Source organism: Acinetobacter sp. DL27, assembly GCF_055810995.1.
The window spans coordinates 208,106-225,434 of record NZ_CM147947.1 but is presented as its reverse complement, the minus strand read 5'-3'; the positions used below and the strand labels follow the sequence as shown (position 1 = coordinate 225,434).

Genomic DNA, 17,329 nt, shown 5'->3' with positions numbered 1-17,329 from the left:
CTTTAGTAGCCGAGTTGTGGGGCAACCTCAACTTTAGGTTTTAATCCAACAAACGGCAATGGTGCACCGAAAATTTCTGCAATATGCATTGCTGAAGTGACGGCAGACTCTAAAATAGGCAGACCATCGCACGACCATGAACCACAGAAAAAGACTTTTCGGTTAGCACTCTTATGGCGTTGTTGTAACTCTTTATTCAAAGCCACCGTTTGCGAGTCCACCACCGCACGGGTCAAAGTTACAGTTGAAATCACTTTTTTCGGGTCAATCTCGGTCACAGGCTGCCACGTTTGGAACACGGCATTTTTACCGACCAGACTTGGTTCAACTGAATTGAGCCAAACCGTAAACTGTTGACGGGTAAACTTACGGTCCATCATATAGCTCAGTACCGACCAGTCTTTACGCTTAGGTGGCATCACGGAAGGATCAGTATGAATGACCAGCTGACCTTGCTCAAAACGGAACTGTTTTAACAGCGCAATATCATCTGCAAACTGAACAGGATCTAAAAACTCTTCAATTTTTGTGGTTGGCGTTGCCACCACTACACGGTCAAACAGTTGCTGTTCGCCCTTATTATTTTCAACCAAAACCTTGTCACCTTGTTCAGTGACTTTACTAATAGCAGATCCGCTTTGGATATTGATGTTTTCAATCAATTTATCGACCAAGGCAGGTGTTCCCCCTTGTATACGCAATAAAGCATCACCATCCGTCAACTGACGTAAAAAGATCAGCAGCGGTTTCGCTGGCCATTCGCCGATGGTTTTTGGATTACAGGTACAGATGGTGTAGAGCACAGGCATGACTGCGCCATGCCAAAATACTTCTTCAATGTCATGCTGGTTGATAAATTCAGCCAAGGTAATGTCTTGATCTTTAGATTTGAAGAATTTAGCAATCGCGGTTTTAAGCTGCAACATACCTTTAACCAAGCGCCATCCATACTGCTGCAGGCCCTTACGGTTATTGATAATCGGGAAATTGCCAATGCGGCTACGCGTAGTGGTTAACCATGTTTCTGTACGGTCTTCAAACAACCAACTACACGCCATGTAGGTGCGTACTGGATACGTTTTAATGCCTAAATAAGTCGCAAGACTTAAGGTGTTTTTCCATAAGTGTGGGTTCATGACACGTAACGGAGCATCAATCAGACCACCTTCAAACTCTGTACTGTGGCTGTCCATCCCTCGCCCAGTCAGTGCTTCGAAAATAGTAATATTATGCCCAGCATCCTTTAGAATTCTTGCGGTAGCAAGACCGGCCATGCCGCTACCAATAACTGCAATATCCAAAATTATGATCCGTCAGTCTGACTTATATTGACTGAAATTATGACCCAATGTCGAAAAAATAGGGCTATTAAAAAATACCAGAATCACATTTTTTCATGTGCCGCACCGATAGGACGATATCTACTTAAATTACATTTCATTACACTAAAAAGCCACTTAAATAAGCACAGGTTTTTTATACAATTTATTTTAAATAAAAATATAAACTGTTTAAAAACAAAGTATATAAATTAACTATTTTTATAACACCTGTTTTACAAGCCAGCGAAAAAGCGCTAATATGCGCCTCGCATAAAAACGATAATTACATCACATAATAATTCATGACCAACTATGCAAAACAAGAAAACTACAGCGCCTAAAAAATCCCTACCCTTGACCGAGTAGGGATTTCTTCTTTTTAGCGACAAGATTTTAGTCCACCACAGCAACAGGGATTTCACCAAACTTGCCACGATTAAAATCGTCAAAGGCTTGCACAATTTCTTCCTTGCTGTTCATTACAAACGGACCATAACCTTGAATCGGCTCATTCAATGGTTCACCGGTCAACACCAAGAACTTAGTGTCTTGCAGCGCTTGTAGTTGAATTGCAGCTTCGCCATCTTGAGCAAACATCACAATGGAACTATCCACCACTTTTTGCGTGCCATTAATCAACACTTCACCACTGAGCACCACCACAATCGTGTTATGCGTGACGGGCACATGGATAAAAGTTTCGTACTCTGCTTTTAACTCACCATCCCAAACATTGACGGGACTATACGTTTGAGCAGGGCCATGATGACCACCAAACTCACCCGCAATCACGCGTATGTGTCCAGCATTGTCATCCATTTCGATGCGCGGGATATCCGCCACGGTCAAGGCTTGATAACGCGGTGTAGTCATTTTGTCTTTGGCTGGTAAATTCACCCAAAGTTGTACCATTTCAAACAGGCCACCATGCTCAGCAAAGGCTGGAGAATGAAACTCTTCATGCACCACACCTGAACCCGCAGTCATCCACTGTACATCACCAGTATTGATGGTACCACCGCCGCCGCTAGAGTCTTTGTGTGTCACTTCACCACTATAGGCGATGGTAACCGTTTCAAAGCCACGATGCGGGTGTGAACCCACACCACGTTGCGATGTGGTTGGATCAAATTTATAAGGTGCAGCATAGTCCAAAAGTAGAAACGGACTAATTGCTTGTCCTAAGCGGTCATATGAAAAGAGGTTTTTGACAGGAAAACCATCACCCACCCAATGCATGTCTTGATTACGATAAACACCAATTACTTTTTTCATCTTGGAACTCCTATATCGATAGGATGAATATGCAATCTATACTACCCCTTTCCTCATCCGTCTTATAGCACTGCGCTAGTACACACAATCACACAGATAGGACAATACCGCTAAAATCATCTCACCTGCATAGAAACCAATTTAAAAACAAAGCCATTCCTTATTTTCATGGCATATTTTTGCTCAAATTTTCCTATTTTTAAGATTAAGCATCTCGTTTGGCTTATTTTATTGTCTCATTTTCCTACCTATGATGATATTCAAGCTCAAGGCAGTAACCTATTTACTGATTGCCTTGAGACTCGACTGATAATCACAACGAGGACAGAAAAATGGCGAAACCTTATATTCGTTTAGACAAAGATAATGCAGCGGTTCTTTTGGTTGACCACCAAGCGGGTCTCCTTTCACTGGTCCGTGACATTGACCCAGACAAATTTAAAAACAATGTGCTGGCACTGGCTGCTGCCGCGAAATATTTTAATCTTCCCACCATTCTGACCACCAGTTTTGAAGATGGTCCAAACGGTCCTTTGGTCCCTGAATTGGTCGAAATGTTCCCCGATGCACCCTATATTGCACGCCCAGGGCAAATCAATGCATGGGACAATGAAGACTTTGTTCAAGCCGTGAAAGCCACAGGTAAAAACCAATTGATTATTGCGGGTGTGGTGACTGAAGTGTGTGTGGCCTTCCCTGCACTGTCAGCGCTTGAGGAAGAGTTTGACGTCTTTGTAATTACCGATGCATCGGGAACCTTTAACCCCATCACCCGTGATGCAGCATGGGATCGCATGTCTCAGGCAGGCGCGCAGCTGATGTCATGGTTTGGTGCAGCTTGCGAGTTACACCGCGACTGGCGTAATGATATTGAAGGCCTCGGTTCACTCTTTGCAGCGCATATTCCAGACTATAAAAACCTGATTCAAAGCTATAGCAAAAATACGGCGCAGAAATAATTCGACCTGAGCAAAAGCGATCTTCGGATCGCTTTTTTGTCGTGCGCAATCGTTAGCGATGATACAGTATCAGATCATCCATCGCAGACTGCCTTCGGTCACAAATCAATACAGGCTTGAACCCATCATGCATTCATTTGACGACTATTATTATTTTTATCTTGTGGTCAAGCACGGCGGTTTCAGTGCTGCAAGTGATGCCTCGAACATCACCAAGTCTAAGCTTAGTCGCCGTATTTTAGACCTTGAAGCCAAATACAACGTGACCTTAATTCAGCGTTCAACACGACATTTTAAAGTCACCCCTTTGGGCCAAGAGCTATTTGAAGAATGTCGTCAAATCATTCAGCAAGTCGAAAGTGCGCACAATGTTTTACTGAAACAGAAAAGTGAACCGCAAGGTTTAATCAAGATCAGCTGCCCTTCTGTGATGATGCGCTATCAAGTACGAAGCTTACTCAATCATTTTTTAAAACAATATCCCAAAGTCCAAGTGGAAATGGAACTGACCAGCCGTCGTGTCGATGTCTTGCATGATGACATTGACCTTGCCATTCGGACCAATTTTAGTGCCAATGAAGACTCGAGCATTGTGGTCCGTGATGTGGTCAAAACCACGCATTGTTTGGTGGCCAGTCCTGATCTGTTACAGGACCGTGAAATTCAATTTGCCACCGAGCTGAATGATTTTCCAACGCTCGCACTGGGGGTACAAAAGTCTGATTATCAATGGTTATTGCATCATACCCAGAGTGATGAACAGATCGTGATTCCTTTAGAACCACGGATCAAAAGTAATGATGTCGCAGGCGTGTATTACTCGGCTCTGGATGGACTCGGCATTGCCAACCTGCCTTACTTAACGGTAGAGGCAGATATTGCTTCAGGTCGCCTGATTCACATTTTGCCCGACTGGTGTTCCAATATTGGAACACCAGTCGGTCTATGCTTCACGTAAAGGACAACGTTTGGTCATGGAAAAACTGATTGAGCATTTGATTCAGGGTTTAAGAGACTTTGCCAGCACCAGCAAGGGTTACCATCTGTAAAAGCTAAAAGAACCCGCATAAAAAATCAGCCACTTGGGCTGATTTTGTACAGGCATCATGCTCATGACTCAGCACAATGCAACTATCGAGGTCAGCTTAGATTTTACCAACCAAGTCGATTGACGGCGCAAGCGTTGCTTCACCTTCTTTCCATTTTGCAGGACATACTTCGCCTGGGTGCGCATGCACATATTGTGCTGCTTTCACTTTGCGTAATAGTTCAGACGCATCGCGACCAATACCGCCAGCATTAATTTCAATAATTTGGATTTTACCTTCAGGATCAATCACAAAAGTACCTCGATCTGCTAGACCTTCAGTTTCAATCAGCACATCAAAGTTTTTAGACAAAGTCCAGGTTGGATCGCCAATCAATGGATACTGAATTTTACCAATCACATCTGAAGTGTCGTGCCATGCTTTATGGGTAAAGTGGGTATCGGTCGATACGCCGTAAATTTCTACACCGAGTTTTTGAAATTCAGCATAGTGATCGGCTAAGTCACCCAATTCTGTTGGACACACAAAAGTGAAATCAGCAGGATAAAAAAATACGACAGACCATTTGCCTTTCAAGTTTTGCTCAGACAACTCAATGAATTCACCATTTTGGTAAGCAGTTGCATTAAACGCCTTAACTTCAGTATTGATTAAACTCATGTATTCGTCCTCAAAAGATTTGTGAGATTGCTTAAGTGATACAGCGAGAATACGCACAAATCTAAAATTGGTAAAACAGTAAGTTTTTATTATTTTTATCGGATTTTTAGATTCAATATTTCCCCTCACGCTGTTGCCCGATTTTCACCATTTTGTGGTCTAAATGAAAACCTTTCGATTTTTCAAATGAGCTCAATACAGTCAAATCCAGAGTCAAGCCGAGGAAAATCTATGATTTGGAAGGTCATTTCAAAGCTTTGATGTTCAATTCAAAGTGAATTTAAGCCGTTTCCGTCTGCCCAACTTGATGATAAGCACGATTGAAATAAACCAAACTTTGCTCATGCTGGCTTTGTTGAATCGCGACAATACGGCACATAAAAACCGTATGTGTTCCCACTTCTTGAATGTCATCAATTTCACAGTCAAAATTGACTAAAGCATCCTTTAAAACAGGCGCGCCCGTTTCTAGCTCTGTCCAAACACCATGTTTAAAACGCTCTTCAGACGTCATTTTAGATGCAAAGACATTCGAAATATGCTGATGTTGTGCACCTAACACATTCACCGATAAAATTTTATTGTCGACAAAATGTGCATGTGAACGCGATGCTTTATTCATGCAGACCAATAATGTCGGTGGTGTATCCGTCACACTGCATACGGCAGATGCTGTGAATCCATGACGATCAGCCATGCCTGCCGTAGTTACGACACTGACTGCACTGGTTAACAAAGACATTGCATCTCTAAAGTCTGTTGCTTCAATCATCATTTTATTCCTCAGTAACGGACACATGCTTGTACTCAGATAAAAGCTACCCATTTTATCAAACGGGTAGCCCTTTCACATCACGCGCTTGCTGCGTATGAAGCCGAAAGTTCTTGTCGAATAATTTCTGCACCTGCGCTTAACGCATTCAGCTTACCACGTGCGACTTCACGTGCTAAAGGTGCCATGCCACAGTTGGTCGAAGGATAAAGTTTATCTGCATCTACAAACTGAAGTGCTTTACGTAGTGTATTCGCAACTTCTTCAGGTGTTTCAACGGTGTTGGTTGCCACATCAATCGCACCGACCATGACTTTTTTACCACGAATCAGCTCAATCAGATCCATTGGTACACGCGAGTTTTGACATTCGAGTGAGATGATATCAACTTTAGATTGTTGCAGTTTAGGGAATGCTTCTTCGTATTGACGCCACTCTGAACCCAAGGTCTTTTTCCAATCGGTATTGGCTTTAATGCCATAGCCATAGCAAATATGAACTGCAGTTTCACATTTCAGACCTTCAAGTGCTCGTTCAAGCGTTGCAACACCCCAATCATTCACTTCATCAAAGAACACATTAAATGCAGGTTCATCGAACTGGATAATATCCACACCCGCAACTTCTAACTCACGTGCTTCTTGATTCAGGATCTTAGCAAATTCCCAAGCCAGTTTTTCACGGCTTTTATAGTGACCATCATACAGCGTATCAATCATGGTCATCGGGCCAGGTAATGCCCACTTGATCGGCTGTGTAGTTTGGCTACGTAAAAACTTAGCATCTTCAACAAAAACAGGCTTTTGACGGCTTACTGCACCGACTACAGACGGCACACTTGCATCATAACGATTACGGATACGCACCGTTTCGCGTTTCTCAAAATCAACGCCATCCAGATGTTCAATAAACGTCGTCACAAAATGTTGACGGGTTTGTTCACCATCACTGACGATATCAATACCTGCATGGAGTTGTTCTTGCAATGACAAACGTAAAGCATCTTGTTTCGCTTCGAGTAATGCCTCACCTTCGAGTTTCCAAGGTGACCAAAGTTTCTCAGGCTCAGCAAGCCAAGAAGGTTTCGGTAAACTGCCCGCAGTTGATGTTGGTAATAAAATGGCCATTTTAAATCTCTATTTCAATATTCTGTTTCAGGTAAATTAAGCAGCATTGCTGTTTACGGTGTAATTCGCAGCCCATTTTTCAAGGATGTCTTGATACGGCTTGATAAAGTTTTCTTCTGTCCATTTACCTTGCTTGACCGCGAGCTGACCACGTTCAACGCGGTCATAGACGATTCGCGTTAATGAGTAATCTGGGTACTCTAGGCTGGCTTGATAGACTTGAGCTGCTGATGAATTTGCATTGTAAATTTCAGGGCGATAAATCTTTTGGAAGGTTTCCATGGTGCTAATCACACTGATCAATTCAAGATCGGTGTAATCACGCAGTAAATCACCCGCAAAATAGAATGCTAAAGGTGCAGCGCTCCCTTTCGGCATAAAGAAGCGAACCTGTAAGCCCATTTTATGGAAATACTCATCGGTACGTGAATATTCATCTTGTTTATACTCAACGCCTAACACAGGATGCTCATTGGTAGTACGGTGATACTTCTTCGCTGTTGAAACACTCAAACAAATCACTGGCTGTTGATTAAACTCTGCTTTAAAAGTCTCTGAGTTCACTAAGTATTGATACAGTTTGCCATGTAGATCACCAAAACCTTCAGGTGCATACGATGTCGAATTCTCTTTATTATGTTCTTTCAGCACCACGCTAAAATCGTAGTCACGTACATAAGACGAGAAGCTATTGCCAATCATGCCTTCAATACGTTGATGGGTATGATGATCATTAATCGTGCTTTTCAGCATTTCAATAATTGGGAAAGTTTGACCATTCCCTTCAATGTCTAAATTTGCAGAAATAATATCGATTTCAAGCGAATAACGATCACCATTCGGGTTATCTGTTTGTGCTAAGGCATTGAAACGATTATTGATCATACGAAGTGTATTACGTAGGTTCTGCTCACGACTTTCACCGCGCGCCAAGTTAGCAAAGTTCGTCGTTAGACGTGTGTTATCTGCTGGTTGATAGTTTTCATCAAAACGAATGCGTTTAATTGAACATGCAAACTCTGTACTCATGGCGATCTATTACCCTATATTTCTGCGATAAAACTGAATTTCTTTCATGCTCTTTCTAGAGGGTCCAATTTTCTTTTTGGATCTTTCTAGTGAATCATCTTTCCAGCCTTTTCAGTTTTTTCTGAGTATCAGGCTAAGAAGCAACGATGAATATGATCTATCGTTAAGAGCGTGGTTTAATTTATACCTGAATGATCACATGAATAAAAATGATTTAATCTCAACCAAAAGTGAACTAAATTCATGTTTGTAAATTCTGTCACTTTAACAATGAATTATGCGTGGATAATTTTTGTGGATGTACGAAAGGAAAGAATGAAAACATCAAGTCCTTGTGCGTGAGCTGTGAAAAGTCATGATATTGCTCGATCAACGTCATCAACACGCTACATCTTTATTTTAATTATCTATTTATATCAGCAACTTAAAGTCATAAGCTGATTATTAAAATATTAGATAAAACAGGCGATTCAATGGTTTTGTCTGTGGGAAAATTAAGAGTGCAAGCTTGGTTTTGAGTTCTTGTATTTATTAACTTTGGCTCCTCTTTCTGACCTTGGCTCTTCCTCACAGAATCAGGAAATTTAATATCTTTCCTATCACCAATCAGAATTAAAAAAACAAACATTCGGTCGTTATATTAAAAACAGCTCACCTATATCAAGTAAAACTAAAGAATCATCTCATGCATTTTTTGCATAACTGAATTAAAAATTGCATTGTCGTTTTTTTTAAAAAAAAGTAACACTTGCCACAGCTAAATCCCCAATCGACGATTTAGCACTCAACACCTAAAGCAATGCCTCTATAAATTGATCAACATGGAATGTCATCAATGCCTTGCTACATCAGGCCAAAAGTTGATGAAAAGAAGATTAAAGAAGGAACGATAAGTATGAAGCAGAAGAAATTACTGAAATGTATTCTGATTGCCATGATCTCAGGAATACTGATTGGTTGGGCTTTTCATAGCACTTTAACAACTGCACAAACCACAGAACTTGCCGCCTATTTTAAAATTGTGACTGATGTATTCTTAAGATTAATTAAAATGATTATTGCACCCTTAGTTTTTGCAACAATCGTTTCTGGTCTTGTCTCGATGGGAAAATCCTCTTCTCTGGGATCAATTACCTTAAAGGCCATGAGTTGGTTCATTGGTGCATCATTTATTTCACTTTTACTGGGCATGGGCTTAGCCAATTTATTCCAACCTGGCGCTGGGATGAATCTCACCGTTCCTCAAACAGCGGTTGATATCGGTGTCAGTGCGACAAGTCTGAGCTTAGAAAGCTTCATTACGCATATTTTCCCGCGTAGTTTTGCTGAAGCCATGGCCAATAATGAGATATTACAGATTTTGGTTTTCTCAATTTTCTTTGGTTCTGCACTTGCCTATGTTCAACATCATAGTGAAGCGACCGTCATTGGTAAAATAATTGATGAACTCTGTAAGGTGATGTTCCGAATTACAGATTATGTCATGGCATTTGCACCTATTGCCGTTTTTGCAGCGATTGCTTCCGCGATTACCATTCAAGGCCCTAAGCTGATTATTGATTATAGTATTTTCATTGGACAGTTCTATGTAGGATTACTGGTGCTTTGGACTCTCCTGATTGCTTTCGGCTATATCTTCTTGAAAAAAGATATTTTTAAATTGATGCGAATCGTGCGTGAACCCACCATGTTGGCATTTGCGACCGCAAGTAGCGAATCGGCTTATCCAAAAACCATGGAAGCTTTGGAGAACTTCGGTGTGCCTAAACGCATTACCAGTTTCGTGCTCCCTTTAGGTTATTCTTTCAACCTCGACGGCTCGATGATGTATATGGCATTTGCTGTGTTATTTATTGCACAAGCCTACAACATTGATTTAAGTTTTTCCCAGCAAGCACTCATACTCTTTACCCTCATGATTACGAGTAAAGGGATTGCAGGTGTTTCACGAGCATCTATTGTGGTGATTGCCTCCACTCTGGCTATGTTCAAACTTCCTGAAGCCGGTATTCTATTAATTTTAGCGATTGATCAGTTTTTAGATATGGGCCGTACGGCAACCAATGTGATTGGAAATAGTATTGCAACTGCCGTGATTGCACGTACTGAGGGCAATAAAGATGAGCTTACGGAGCAAGAAGGCATCATGGTGAACAACATTTCTCCCGCAAACCAATTAGCCGATAACACTTAGAATTATTTATAGATAAAATAAATGGTGATTTTTAAATAGTAAGTAAAGTCCTTTATTTACTATTCATAAAATCACCTTATTTATTATTTAAATATACCTCAAAACGATTAAAAAAAATAATCCATAAATTCGAATTATTTATTTTTCTGAATTAAAATATTCCAAATATAATTAATTCGATTTGAAAATGACATTTCTCGTTTAACCAGATAGACATCTTGAAATAAATAGTACTGATTACCATCCAGTACTTTTAATTTATTTTCTTGAATCTCTCTTTCAACCAATAATTTAGGCAACCATGCCACACCCAAACCTTGCAACACCAACTCTTTTAAATCGCCTGCATTATCCGTCTCATATAAAGTTCTATAATCCAACTTATTTTCAATTGCTTCATCCACACAGTTTCTTAAATATGCTTGTTTACTATAAGACAACAAAGGAAAAGACTGATCGAGTGAATATTTGGCAGTCCCATCATGATCTAAGGCCGTCACTGGGAGTATTTCCATTTCAACAATTTTATGAAATTCGAACAAAGAACGATCGAATTGTTCTAATGTTTTTTGATCACAATAACTGATTAAAAAATCACACGAGCCATCTTTTAATAAGCGCATCCCCTGTTTGAAATTTGAGGCAATAATTTCCAATTTTAAGTCCGTCATATCCATAGATAACTCATGAATAAAGCGGGGGAAAAACTGGGTAATAAGCGAGTGTGACACTGCAAACTTGACGGTTAACTCATCATGTTTCACATTCTTTTCTAAATATTTTATTGTTGTAGTGAGTTGATTTTGTATATTTTTTGCCGAAGCCAGTAAAACTTGCCCCGCTTCTGTGAAATCAATATTTTTACTATATCTTTTCAAAATTTGGAAACCCAATGAGTTTTCAATATTCTGAATTCTGCGCGTAAAGGCAGACTGCGTGACATGTCGTAGAGCTGCTGCTTGAGATATCGATTTTTCTTGCTCTAATGCAAGTAAATCTTCAATCCATCGAATTTCTAAAGTCATAACTCATTCTTCACTCATCCTTTGATCAATTATAATCTATTATGCAAAAAATGCATGTAGTAATATATTTTTACATTAGAAAAAAAACCGTGCGCACTTTAATATCGATTTATTCGAGATTAGAGTCTATTTAAATGAACATTAAGATTAACACACGCGTTGAAAAGGATTTATTAGGACATAAAGAAATTCCTGCTCATTGCTATTATGGTGTACAAACTTTAAGAGCTTTAGAGAACTTTAATTTAAGTCCAAATAAACTCAATCAATTCCCTGTTTTTATTAATGCCCTTGCAATGGTTAAAGCTGCATGCGCAGAAGCCAATTTTAAACTCAATAAACTTGAAGAAAATAAATACAATGCTATTCAGTATGCATGTGAACAAGTTATTAATTATAAGTATCATGACCAATTTCCAATTGATATGATTCAAGGTGGTGCGGGAACATCCACCAATATGAATATCAATGAAGTACTGGCTAATATTGGCTTAGAACATTTAGAGCATTTAAAAGGCGAATATCAATATTTACATCCAAATAATGATATTAATATGTCTCAGTCAACCAATGATGTCTATCCAACAGCCATTAAAGTGGGTTTAATTTTTGCAATTGAGCAATTGAACAGCCCGTTTCAAAATTTAATTCAAAGTTTTAAGAACAAGTCCGATGAGTTTTCGCATATCTTAAAAATGGGTCGTACCCAATTGCAAGATGCCGTTCCAATGACCTTAGGTCAAGAATTTGGTGCATTTGCAAATACCTTACAAAATGATTTAAACAAGCTCAATGACATCATGCCGTCTGCTTTAAGTGTTGTAAATTTGGGTGGAACGGCAATTGGAACAGGCATCAATACCGAAGTTAAGTATCGTGAATATGCCATCGCAGCATTGTCTGAAATTACGCAAAAGCAGATCAGTAGTTCACCTGATTTAATCGAAGCAACCTCAGATATGGGTGATTTCGTTTTATTATCGAGCTTCTTAAAACGTACCGCGACTAAACTCTCAAAAATTGCCAATGACCTGCGTTTACTTTCTAGTGGTCCTCGTACTGGTCTGAATGAGATCCATTTGGAGCCGCGTCAACCAGGCAGCTCAATTATGCCTGGCAAAGTGAACCCAGTTATTCCAGAAGCAATGAATTTAGTGTGTTTTCAAGTGATTGCAAATGATTTGGCCATTACTTTGGCGGCCGAAGCAGGTCAGCTACAGCTCAATGCGATGGAGCCGTTAATTGCTTTTAAACTGTTCGAATCGATCGATTTGTTAGGTAAAGCGATGCAAATGTTCCAATACAAATGTATTGAAAACATCCGTGCCAATGCTGAACACTGTCAGGCAAATGTAGATAATTCAATCGGCATTATTACTGCACTCAACCCATATTTGGGTTATGAAACAACGACTCGTATTGCAAAACAAGCGAATGAAACTGGTCAAAGTGTATTGGCTTTAATTAAAGCTGAAAACCTATTGTCTGATCAACTTTTAGCTGATGTGCTATCGATCAAAAATATGGTTCATCCTCAGCAATCTTTATCATGATTTATTAGCATTTAGTCTTTTTGAAAAGGGATCTCATCAGAGGTCCCTTTTTTATAGAGAGGAAAAGTATGCTTTGTCACTCGTATTAGCTGAACATTTTGATGCCATAAAGTTCTTTTTTAAATACCAAATTTGCCTAGCCATAAAAAAAGAACTTGATATAAATCAAGTTCTTTTTCACTTCATACAATATTTAGATATTATACAAATCAGAATGGAAGATCATCATCCATATCTGCTGGTGCTGCCGCAGGCGCTGACTGAGGAGCCGCCTTTGGTGCAAAACCGCTTGGGTTATTATTCGCATAACCACTTTGTTGATTGTTGCTATTACCCGCTGCTGGATTGCCACCATAACCGCCTTGGCTGTTGTTATTGTTATAACCACCACCTTGGTTATTGTTGAAACGTGGTTGTGCATAACCATCATTTCCGCCTTGCATTTGCTCGCCTTGCTGACGGTTGTTGTCGAGCATCTGCATTTGCTCACCACGAATTTCTGTGGTGTAGCGTTCTTGACCATTTTGATCTGTCCACTGACGAGTACGCAGTGACCCTTCAATATAAACTTTCGAACCTTTACGTAGGTATTGTTGCGCAATTTCACCTAGACGGTTGTGTAACACAATACGGTGCCATTCGGTTTGCTCTTTACGCTCACCTGTACTTTTATCTGTCCAAGAGTCGCTCGTTGCAATTGAAAACTGTGTCAACGAACCACCGTTTGGAAAAGTTTTCGTCTCTGGATCTCGGCCTAATGTGCCCACTAAAATAACTTTATTTACACCGCGCATCTGATGTTTACTTCCTATCTATTTCTATTATTTACTTTATAAGAGTTATGCTTAAATGGCTACCTCTTTCCCCAACAACTGCGTTAAATCTTGTCGCGTAGCATCATCTATTTGCTGCTTATCGACTTTTACATACGCTACTTGCTGATCAGACATCACCACGACCTCTTCAATACCACGAATCGCTAAAAGCTGTGAAGTCCATTCGTCCGTTTGTTTATGTTCAGGTAAACGCAACACCATCGAAGACAAATAACGCGGTTGCGCCAAGCCAAAACTAATCAATAACCAGACAATCGCCAGTCCAGTCAGGATGCTCCACCCCAAAGCAGTATTGTTTAACAGCAACAACTGCCCACCTGTGACACCACCAAAGAATGCACCTAAAAACTGGCTGCTGGCATTTACGCCCATGGCAGTCGCTTTAGACTGAATCGGTGCAGCTTTCGATAACCATGACGGCAACAGCGCTTCCATGACATTAAAAGCAATAAAGAATAAGCCCAAACCAGTGAGCAAAATATACTTCGACTCAAAGCCAAAAATTAGGATGCCTAAGCCTAAAATAATGCCGCCAATAGCCGTTAAAAAGATGCCTCGCATCTTGCGATATTTTTCAGCCAATACAATACTTGGAAAGGCAAAAAATAGGCTAATCACCAACAGTGGCAAATACACCCAGCCATGCGAATTTAGTGGAATTTTTGCAAAATCGATGAGCTGTGATGGGACATAAATAAACATTGCCGTCAGCAATAAATGTAAGCTAAACACCGACACATGCAGACGGTTCAGATCGCCCATTTTTAGGACTTGTTTGAGCTGAGCCAAATAACCTTGCTGATAATTACGATGATGGCGGGTGACTTTTGGCACCAAAAACAGCATTGAAATAGCCGCCAAGCCCATGATGGTCGTTACCCAGAATAATCCTGAAATCCCTACCAAACCGGTAAGCCACGGCCCCAAACTAAAAGCGACAGCAAAAGAAACCCCGATACTCATGCCCATGGTTGCCATGGCTTTCATACGGTTTTCTTCACGGGTCACATCCGCCAGTAGTGCCATCACCACCGCAGATACAGCACCTCCACCTGCAATGGCACGGCCAATAATCACCCCATAAATGGTGTCTGACATCGCAGCAATTGCACCACCCAAAGCAAATAGGAGTAGCCCAAAAACCACCAAAGGCTTACGGCTATAACGGTCGGCAATCAAGCTGAAAGGAATCTGTAAAATGGCCTGTGTTAAGCCATAAATCCCCACAGCCAAACCGAGCAACGCAGGCGTTGCATATTCATAGGTCTGCCCTGCCACAGAAAATACAGGGATGATCATGAACAAACCCAACATGCGTAAGGCAAAAATACTGCTTAAGGCAAAAGTTGAACGACGTTCTAAAGCATTCATCATAAATGAGGACAGACTGTATTGAATTAATCTTGGATCAAGATTATAGGCTATTCAATCCGACTAGCGGCATGAATTTTATGTTTAATAAAAGCCTTCCTGATCTGAAAAACAAAAAGCGCAGCCTGAGCTGCGCTTTTCCGCGGTTTAAAGCCGTCTGCTTTAAGCGGCTTGATGTTTTTTGTATTGAATAGAAGCAATAACTGCCCAAACAATAAAGGCCACACCAATTAAACCCGTGACGACTTCTGGTACATGTAGACCTGTACCACTTGCCAGCATAATGAATGCTAAAGCACCAATTGCGTAGTGTGCGCCATGCTCAAGGAAGACATAGGCATCCAAGGTGCCTTTTTCGACCAAGTAAATCGTCATCGAACGCACGAAGATCGCACCAATCGCAAGACCTAACATAATAATCACGACATCTGAAGTAATGGCAAATGCACCAATTACACCATCAAAACTGAACGATGCATCAAGTACTTCTAGGTATAAGAAACCACCAATACCTGCTTTGACCACACCTGTGGCTGCGCCATTGGCATTATGCGTAACTGCATTGCCGTCTTCATCAACTTCAGGTTCACCACCCAACAAATGACTCAAGACTTGTACGCCAATGTAAACCACGATGCCCCAAATTCCCGCCATGGTCACCACGAGACGTTTAGCTTCATCAACATTCGCCGCCATCACCAAGAGTGCAATCAAGGCCAAGAATACAGACATTGCAGGGACATTTGCCAAGTTTGCCAAACGACGCTCCAACCAACGGAACCAGTGCGTATCTTTACCTTCATCCAAAAAGAAGTTAAGAAACACTAACAATAAGAACGCGCCCCCAAATGCAGCTATTTCAGGGTGGTGATCCATCAGACGTTGTGAGTAGGTTTTTGGATCATTTAAAGCCAATTGAACGACTTCAACGAAGCCCATATCTGCAGTTACCGCCACAATTGCGACAGGGAAAATTAAGCGCATACCAAATACAGCGACTAAAATACCCACGGTAAGGAATAACATTTTCCAAAAATGATCCCAACCACGTAACACGGACGCATTGACCACGGCATTATCGAAAGATAAAGAGACCTCCATCACCGCTAAAATTGCAGTAATGGTCAAAGCAGTAAACATGGTCTTTAAGCCCGCTTCTGGTCCATGGGTAAAACCCCAGTACGCAGACAACGCAAGACACACGATCGTAAAAATGATAGAGAAACCAAAATGTTTCATCATGACAGATCGACCTATAAAAAATTTGGAGATGAACGAAAACTTAAAAAACAGGTTGAGTTTTATGGCCTCAATTATGACGCTTTTTGCGCCTGAAACCAAAACATCTTCGTTAATTTTTACTTATCTCACCGATGTACGGAGATGGATTGTTGTTCCGCGCAAACTGTTGTTATAGTCTTGCCCATATTTTGGCTTCCCTCAGGATCTAATCATGGCTTTTTCTCAAGACGTTTGGCAACGTAATGTCGACTTATATCAAAAAACACTGGCTTTACCTTTTAACCAAGAATTAGCTTCAGGCACACTTAATAAAGAAGCATTTTGTCATTATGTGATTCAAGATGCGCACTACTTGGTGGCTTATGGTCGTGCTTTAGCGGTGTGTGGTGCCAAAGCGTATGAGGCTGACGACATTATTCAGTTTAGCCAAGGGGCTAAAGAAGCGATTGTGGTGGAACGCAGTTTGCATGATGGCTTTATGAAAAATTTTGATATTTCAAAACAGCAGTTTGAAGAAACACCGCTGACTTTGGCATGTCACCATTACACTTCATTTCTAACGGCAACAGCATGGTCTGAAAGCTACCCAGTGGTGTTAGCAGCGCTCTTACCTTGTTTTTGGATTTATGCTGAAGTCGGTAAAGACATTGTGGGTAACTCTATCGCCAACAATCCATACCAAGCGTGGATTGATACTTACGCAGGTGAAGAGTTCAACCAAGCTGTGCGTAATGTGATTGCAACCATCGATAAAGTGGCTGCGCGTTGCGATGCAGACACCCTTGAGAAAATGCATAAAGCCTACCGTAAAGGGGCTGAACTGGAATGGTTGTTCTGGGACAGCGCTTATAAACAGCAGCAATGGCTCGGTTTAGACCACGCTTAAAAGCGCAAATGATCCCAAAAGCCCTGAAC

14 protein-coding genes and 1 pseudogene are annotated in these 17,329 nt (G+C 40.8%); 5 read left to right on the top strand and 10 right to left on the bottom strand.

All coding sequences use genetic code 11. The features are described from left to right. Positions 1–2 precede the first annotated feature (2 nt). Both AC0KVP_RS00960 and AC0KVP_RS00955 read right to left on the bottom strand, forming a co-directional pair. A complete protein-coding gene (locus AC0KVP_RS00960) occupies positions 3–1,301 on the bottom strand; it encodes an FAD-dependent oxidoreductase (protein WP_004978178.1) in 1,299 nt (432 codons plus the stop codon). A 414-nt stretch (positions 1,302–1,715) separates the two neighbouring features. Next, positions 1,716–2,597 carry a pirin family protein gene (locus tag AC0KVP_RS00955; RefSeq protein ID WP_125275003.1) on the bottom strand — a complete coding sequence of 294 codons (882 nt, stop codon included), beginning with the start codon at positions 2,595–2,597 and terminating at the stop codon, positions 1,716–1,718. 332 nt (positions 2,598–2,929) lie between these two features. On the opposite strand from AC0KVP_RS00955, the gene ycaC reads away from it, so the two are divergent. Both ycaC and AC0KVP_RS00945 read left to right on the top strand, forming a co-directional pair. Further along, complete coding sequence (gene ycaC / locus AC0KVP_RS00950; protein WP_473338306.1) at positions 2,930–3,556, top strand: isochorismate family cysteine hydrolase YcaC; 627 nt, start codon at positions 2,930–2,932, stop codon at positions 3,554–3,556. A 127-nt stretch (positions 3,557–3,683) separates the two neighbouring features. Next, positions 3,684–4,605, top strand: a pseudogene (locus tag AC0KVP_RS00945) (LysR substrate-binding domain-containing protein). A gap of 96 nt (positions 4,606–4,701) precedes the next feature. On the opposite strand, the gene ahpC reads toward AC0KVP_RS00945, so the two are convergent. The 4 genes from ahpC to AC0KVP_RS00925 form a co-directional block, all read right to left on the bottom strand. After that, positions 4,702–5,265 (bottom strand): alkyl hydroperoxide reductase subunit C, encoded by a 564-nt coding sequence (ahpC, locus tag AC0KVP_RS00940; protein ID WP_005401564.1) that lies wholly within the window; start codon positions 5,263–5,265, stop codon positions 4,702–4,704. A gap of 280 nt (positions 5,266–5,545) precedes the next feature. Beyond that, positions 5,546–6,037 (bottom strand): flavin reductase, encoded by a 492-nt coding sequence (locus tag AC0KVP_RS00935; protein WP_017396908.1) that lies wholly within the window; start codon positions 6,035–6,037, stop codon positions 5,546–5,548. Positions 6,038–6,117: 80 nt separating this feature from the next. Continuing rightward, entirely contained in the window at positions 6,118–7,164 is a 1,047-nt protein-coding gene (locus AC0KVP_RS00930; RefSeq protein WP_473338304.1) for a methionine synthase, read from the bottom strand. Positions 7,165–7,200: 36 nt separating this feature from the next. Then, on the bottom strand, positions 7,201–8,193 hold the full coding sequence (locus AC0KVP_RS00925) for a DUF1852 domain-containing protein (protein WP_242759796.1): 993 nt from the start codon (positions 8,191–8,193) through the stop codon (positions 7,201–7,203). An 895-nt stretch (positions 8,194–9,088) separates the two neighbouring features. Between AC0KVP_RS00925 and AC0KVP_RS00920 the strand changes: the two genes are divergently transcribed. Further along, positions 9,089–10,387 (top strand): dicarboxylate/amino acid:cation symporter, encoded by a 1,299-nt coding sequence (locus tag AC0KVP_RS00920; RefSeq protein WP_473338300.1) that lies wholly within the window; start codon positions 9,089–9,091, stop codon positions 10,385–10,387. 134 nt (positions 10,388–10,521) lie between these two features. On the opposite strand, the gene AC0KVP_RS00915 is transcribed toward AC0KVP_RS00920, so the two are convergent. Then, positions 10,522–11,412 carry a LysR substrate-binding domain-containing protein gene (locus AC0KVP_RS00915; RefSeq protein ID WP_130235116.1) on the bottom strand — a complete coding sequence of 297 codons (891 nt, stop codon included), beginning with the start codon at positions 11,410–11,412 and terminating at the stop codon, positions 10,522–10,524. 134 nt (positions 11,413–11,546) lie between these two features. Here AC0KVP_RS00915 and AC0KVP_RS00910 point away from each other — a divergent pair, with 134 nt between their 5' ends. Further along, entirely contained in the window at positions 11,547–12,965 is a 1,419-nt protein-coding gene (locus AC0KVP_RS00910) for an aspartate ammonia-lyase (RefSeq protein ID WP_234304369.1), read from the top strand. Positions 12,966–13,174: 209 nt separating this feature from the next. Here AC0KVP_RS00910 and ssb read toward each other — a convergent pair whose 3' ends face one another. From ssb to AC0KVP_RS00895, 3 genes are all read right to left on the bottom strand, one after another. After that, positions 13,175–13,759, bottom strand: coding sequence for a single-stranded DNA-binding protein (ssb, locus tag AC0KVP_RS00905; RefSeq protein WP_087011844.1), 585 nt, complete (start codon positions 13,757–13,759; stop codon positions 13,175–13,177). Positions 13,760–13,810: 51 nt separating this feature from the next. Continuing rightward, positions 13,811–15,175: an MFS transporter gene (locus AC0KVP_RS00900; RefSeq protein WP_004978200.1), complete on the bottom strand. Its 1,365-nt coding sequence runs from the start codon at positions 15,173–15,175 to the stop codon at positions 13,811–13,813. Between the two features lie 159 nt (positions 15,176–15,334). Further along, on the bottom strand, positions 15,335–16,414 hold the full coding sequence (locus tag AC0KVP_RS00895; RefSeq protein ID WP_473338297.1) for a DUF475 domain-containing protein: 1,080 nt from the start codon (positions 16,412–16,414) through the stop codon (positions 15,335–15,337). 211 nt (positions 16,415–16,625) lie between these two features. On the opposite strand from AC0KVP_RS00895, the gene tenA reads away from it, so the two are divergent. Beyond that, on the top strand, positions 16,626–17,300 hold the full coding sequence (gene tenA, locus AC0KVP_RS00890; RefSeq protein WP_473338295.1) for a thiaminase II: 675 nt from the start codon (positions 16,626–16,628) through the stop codon (positions 17,298–17,300). Positions 17,301–17,329: the final 29 nt, after the last annotated feature.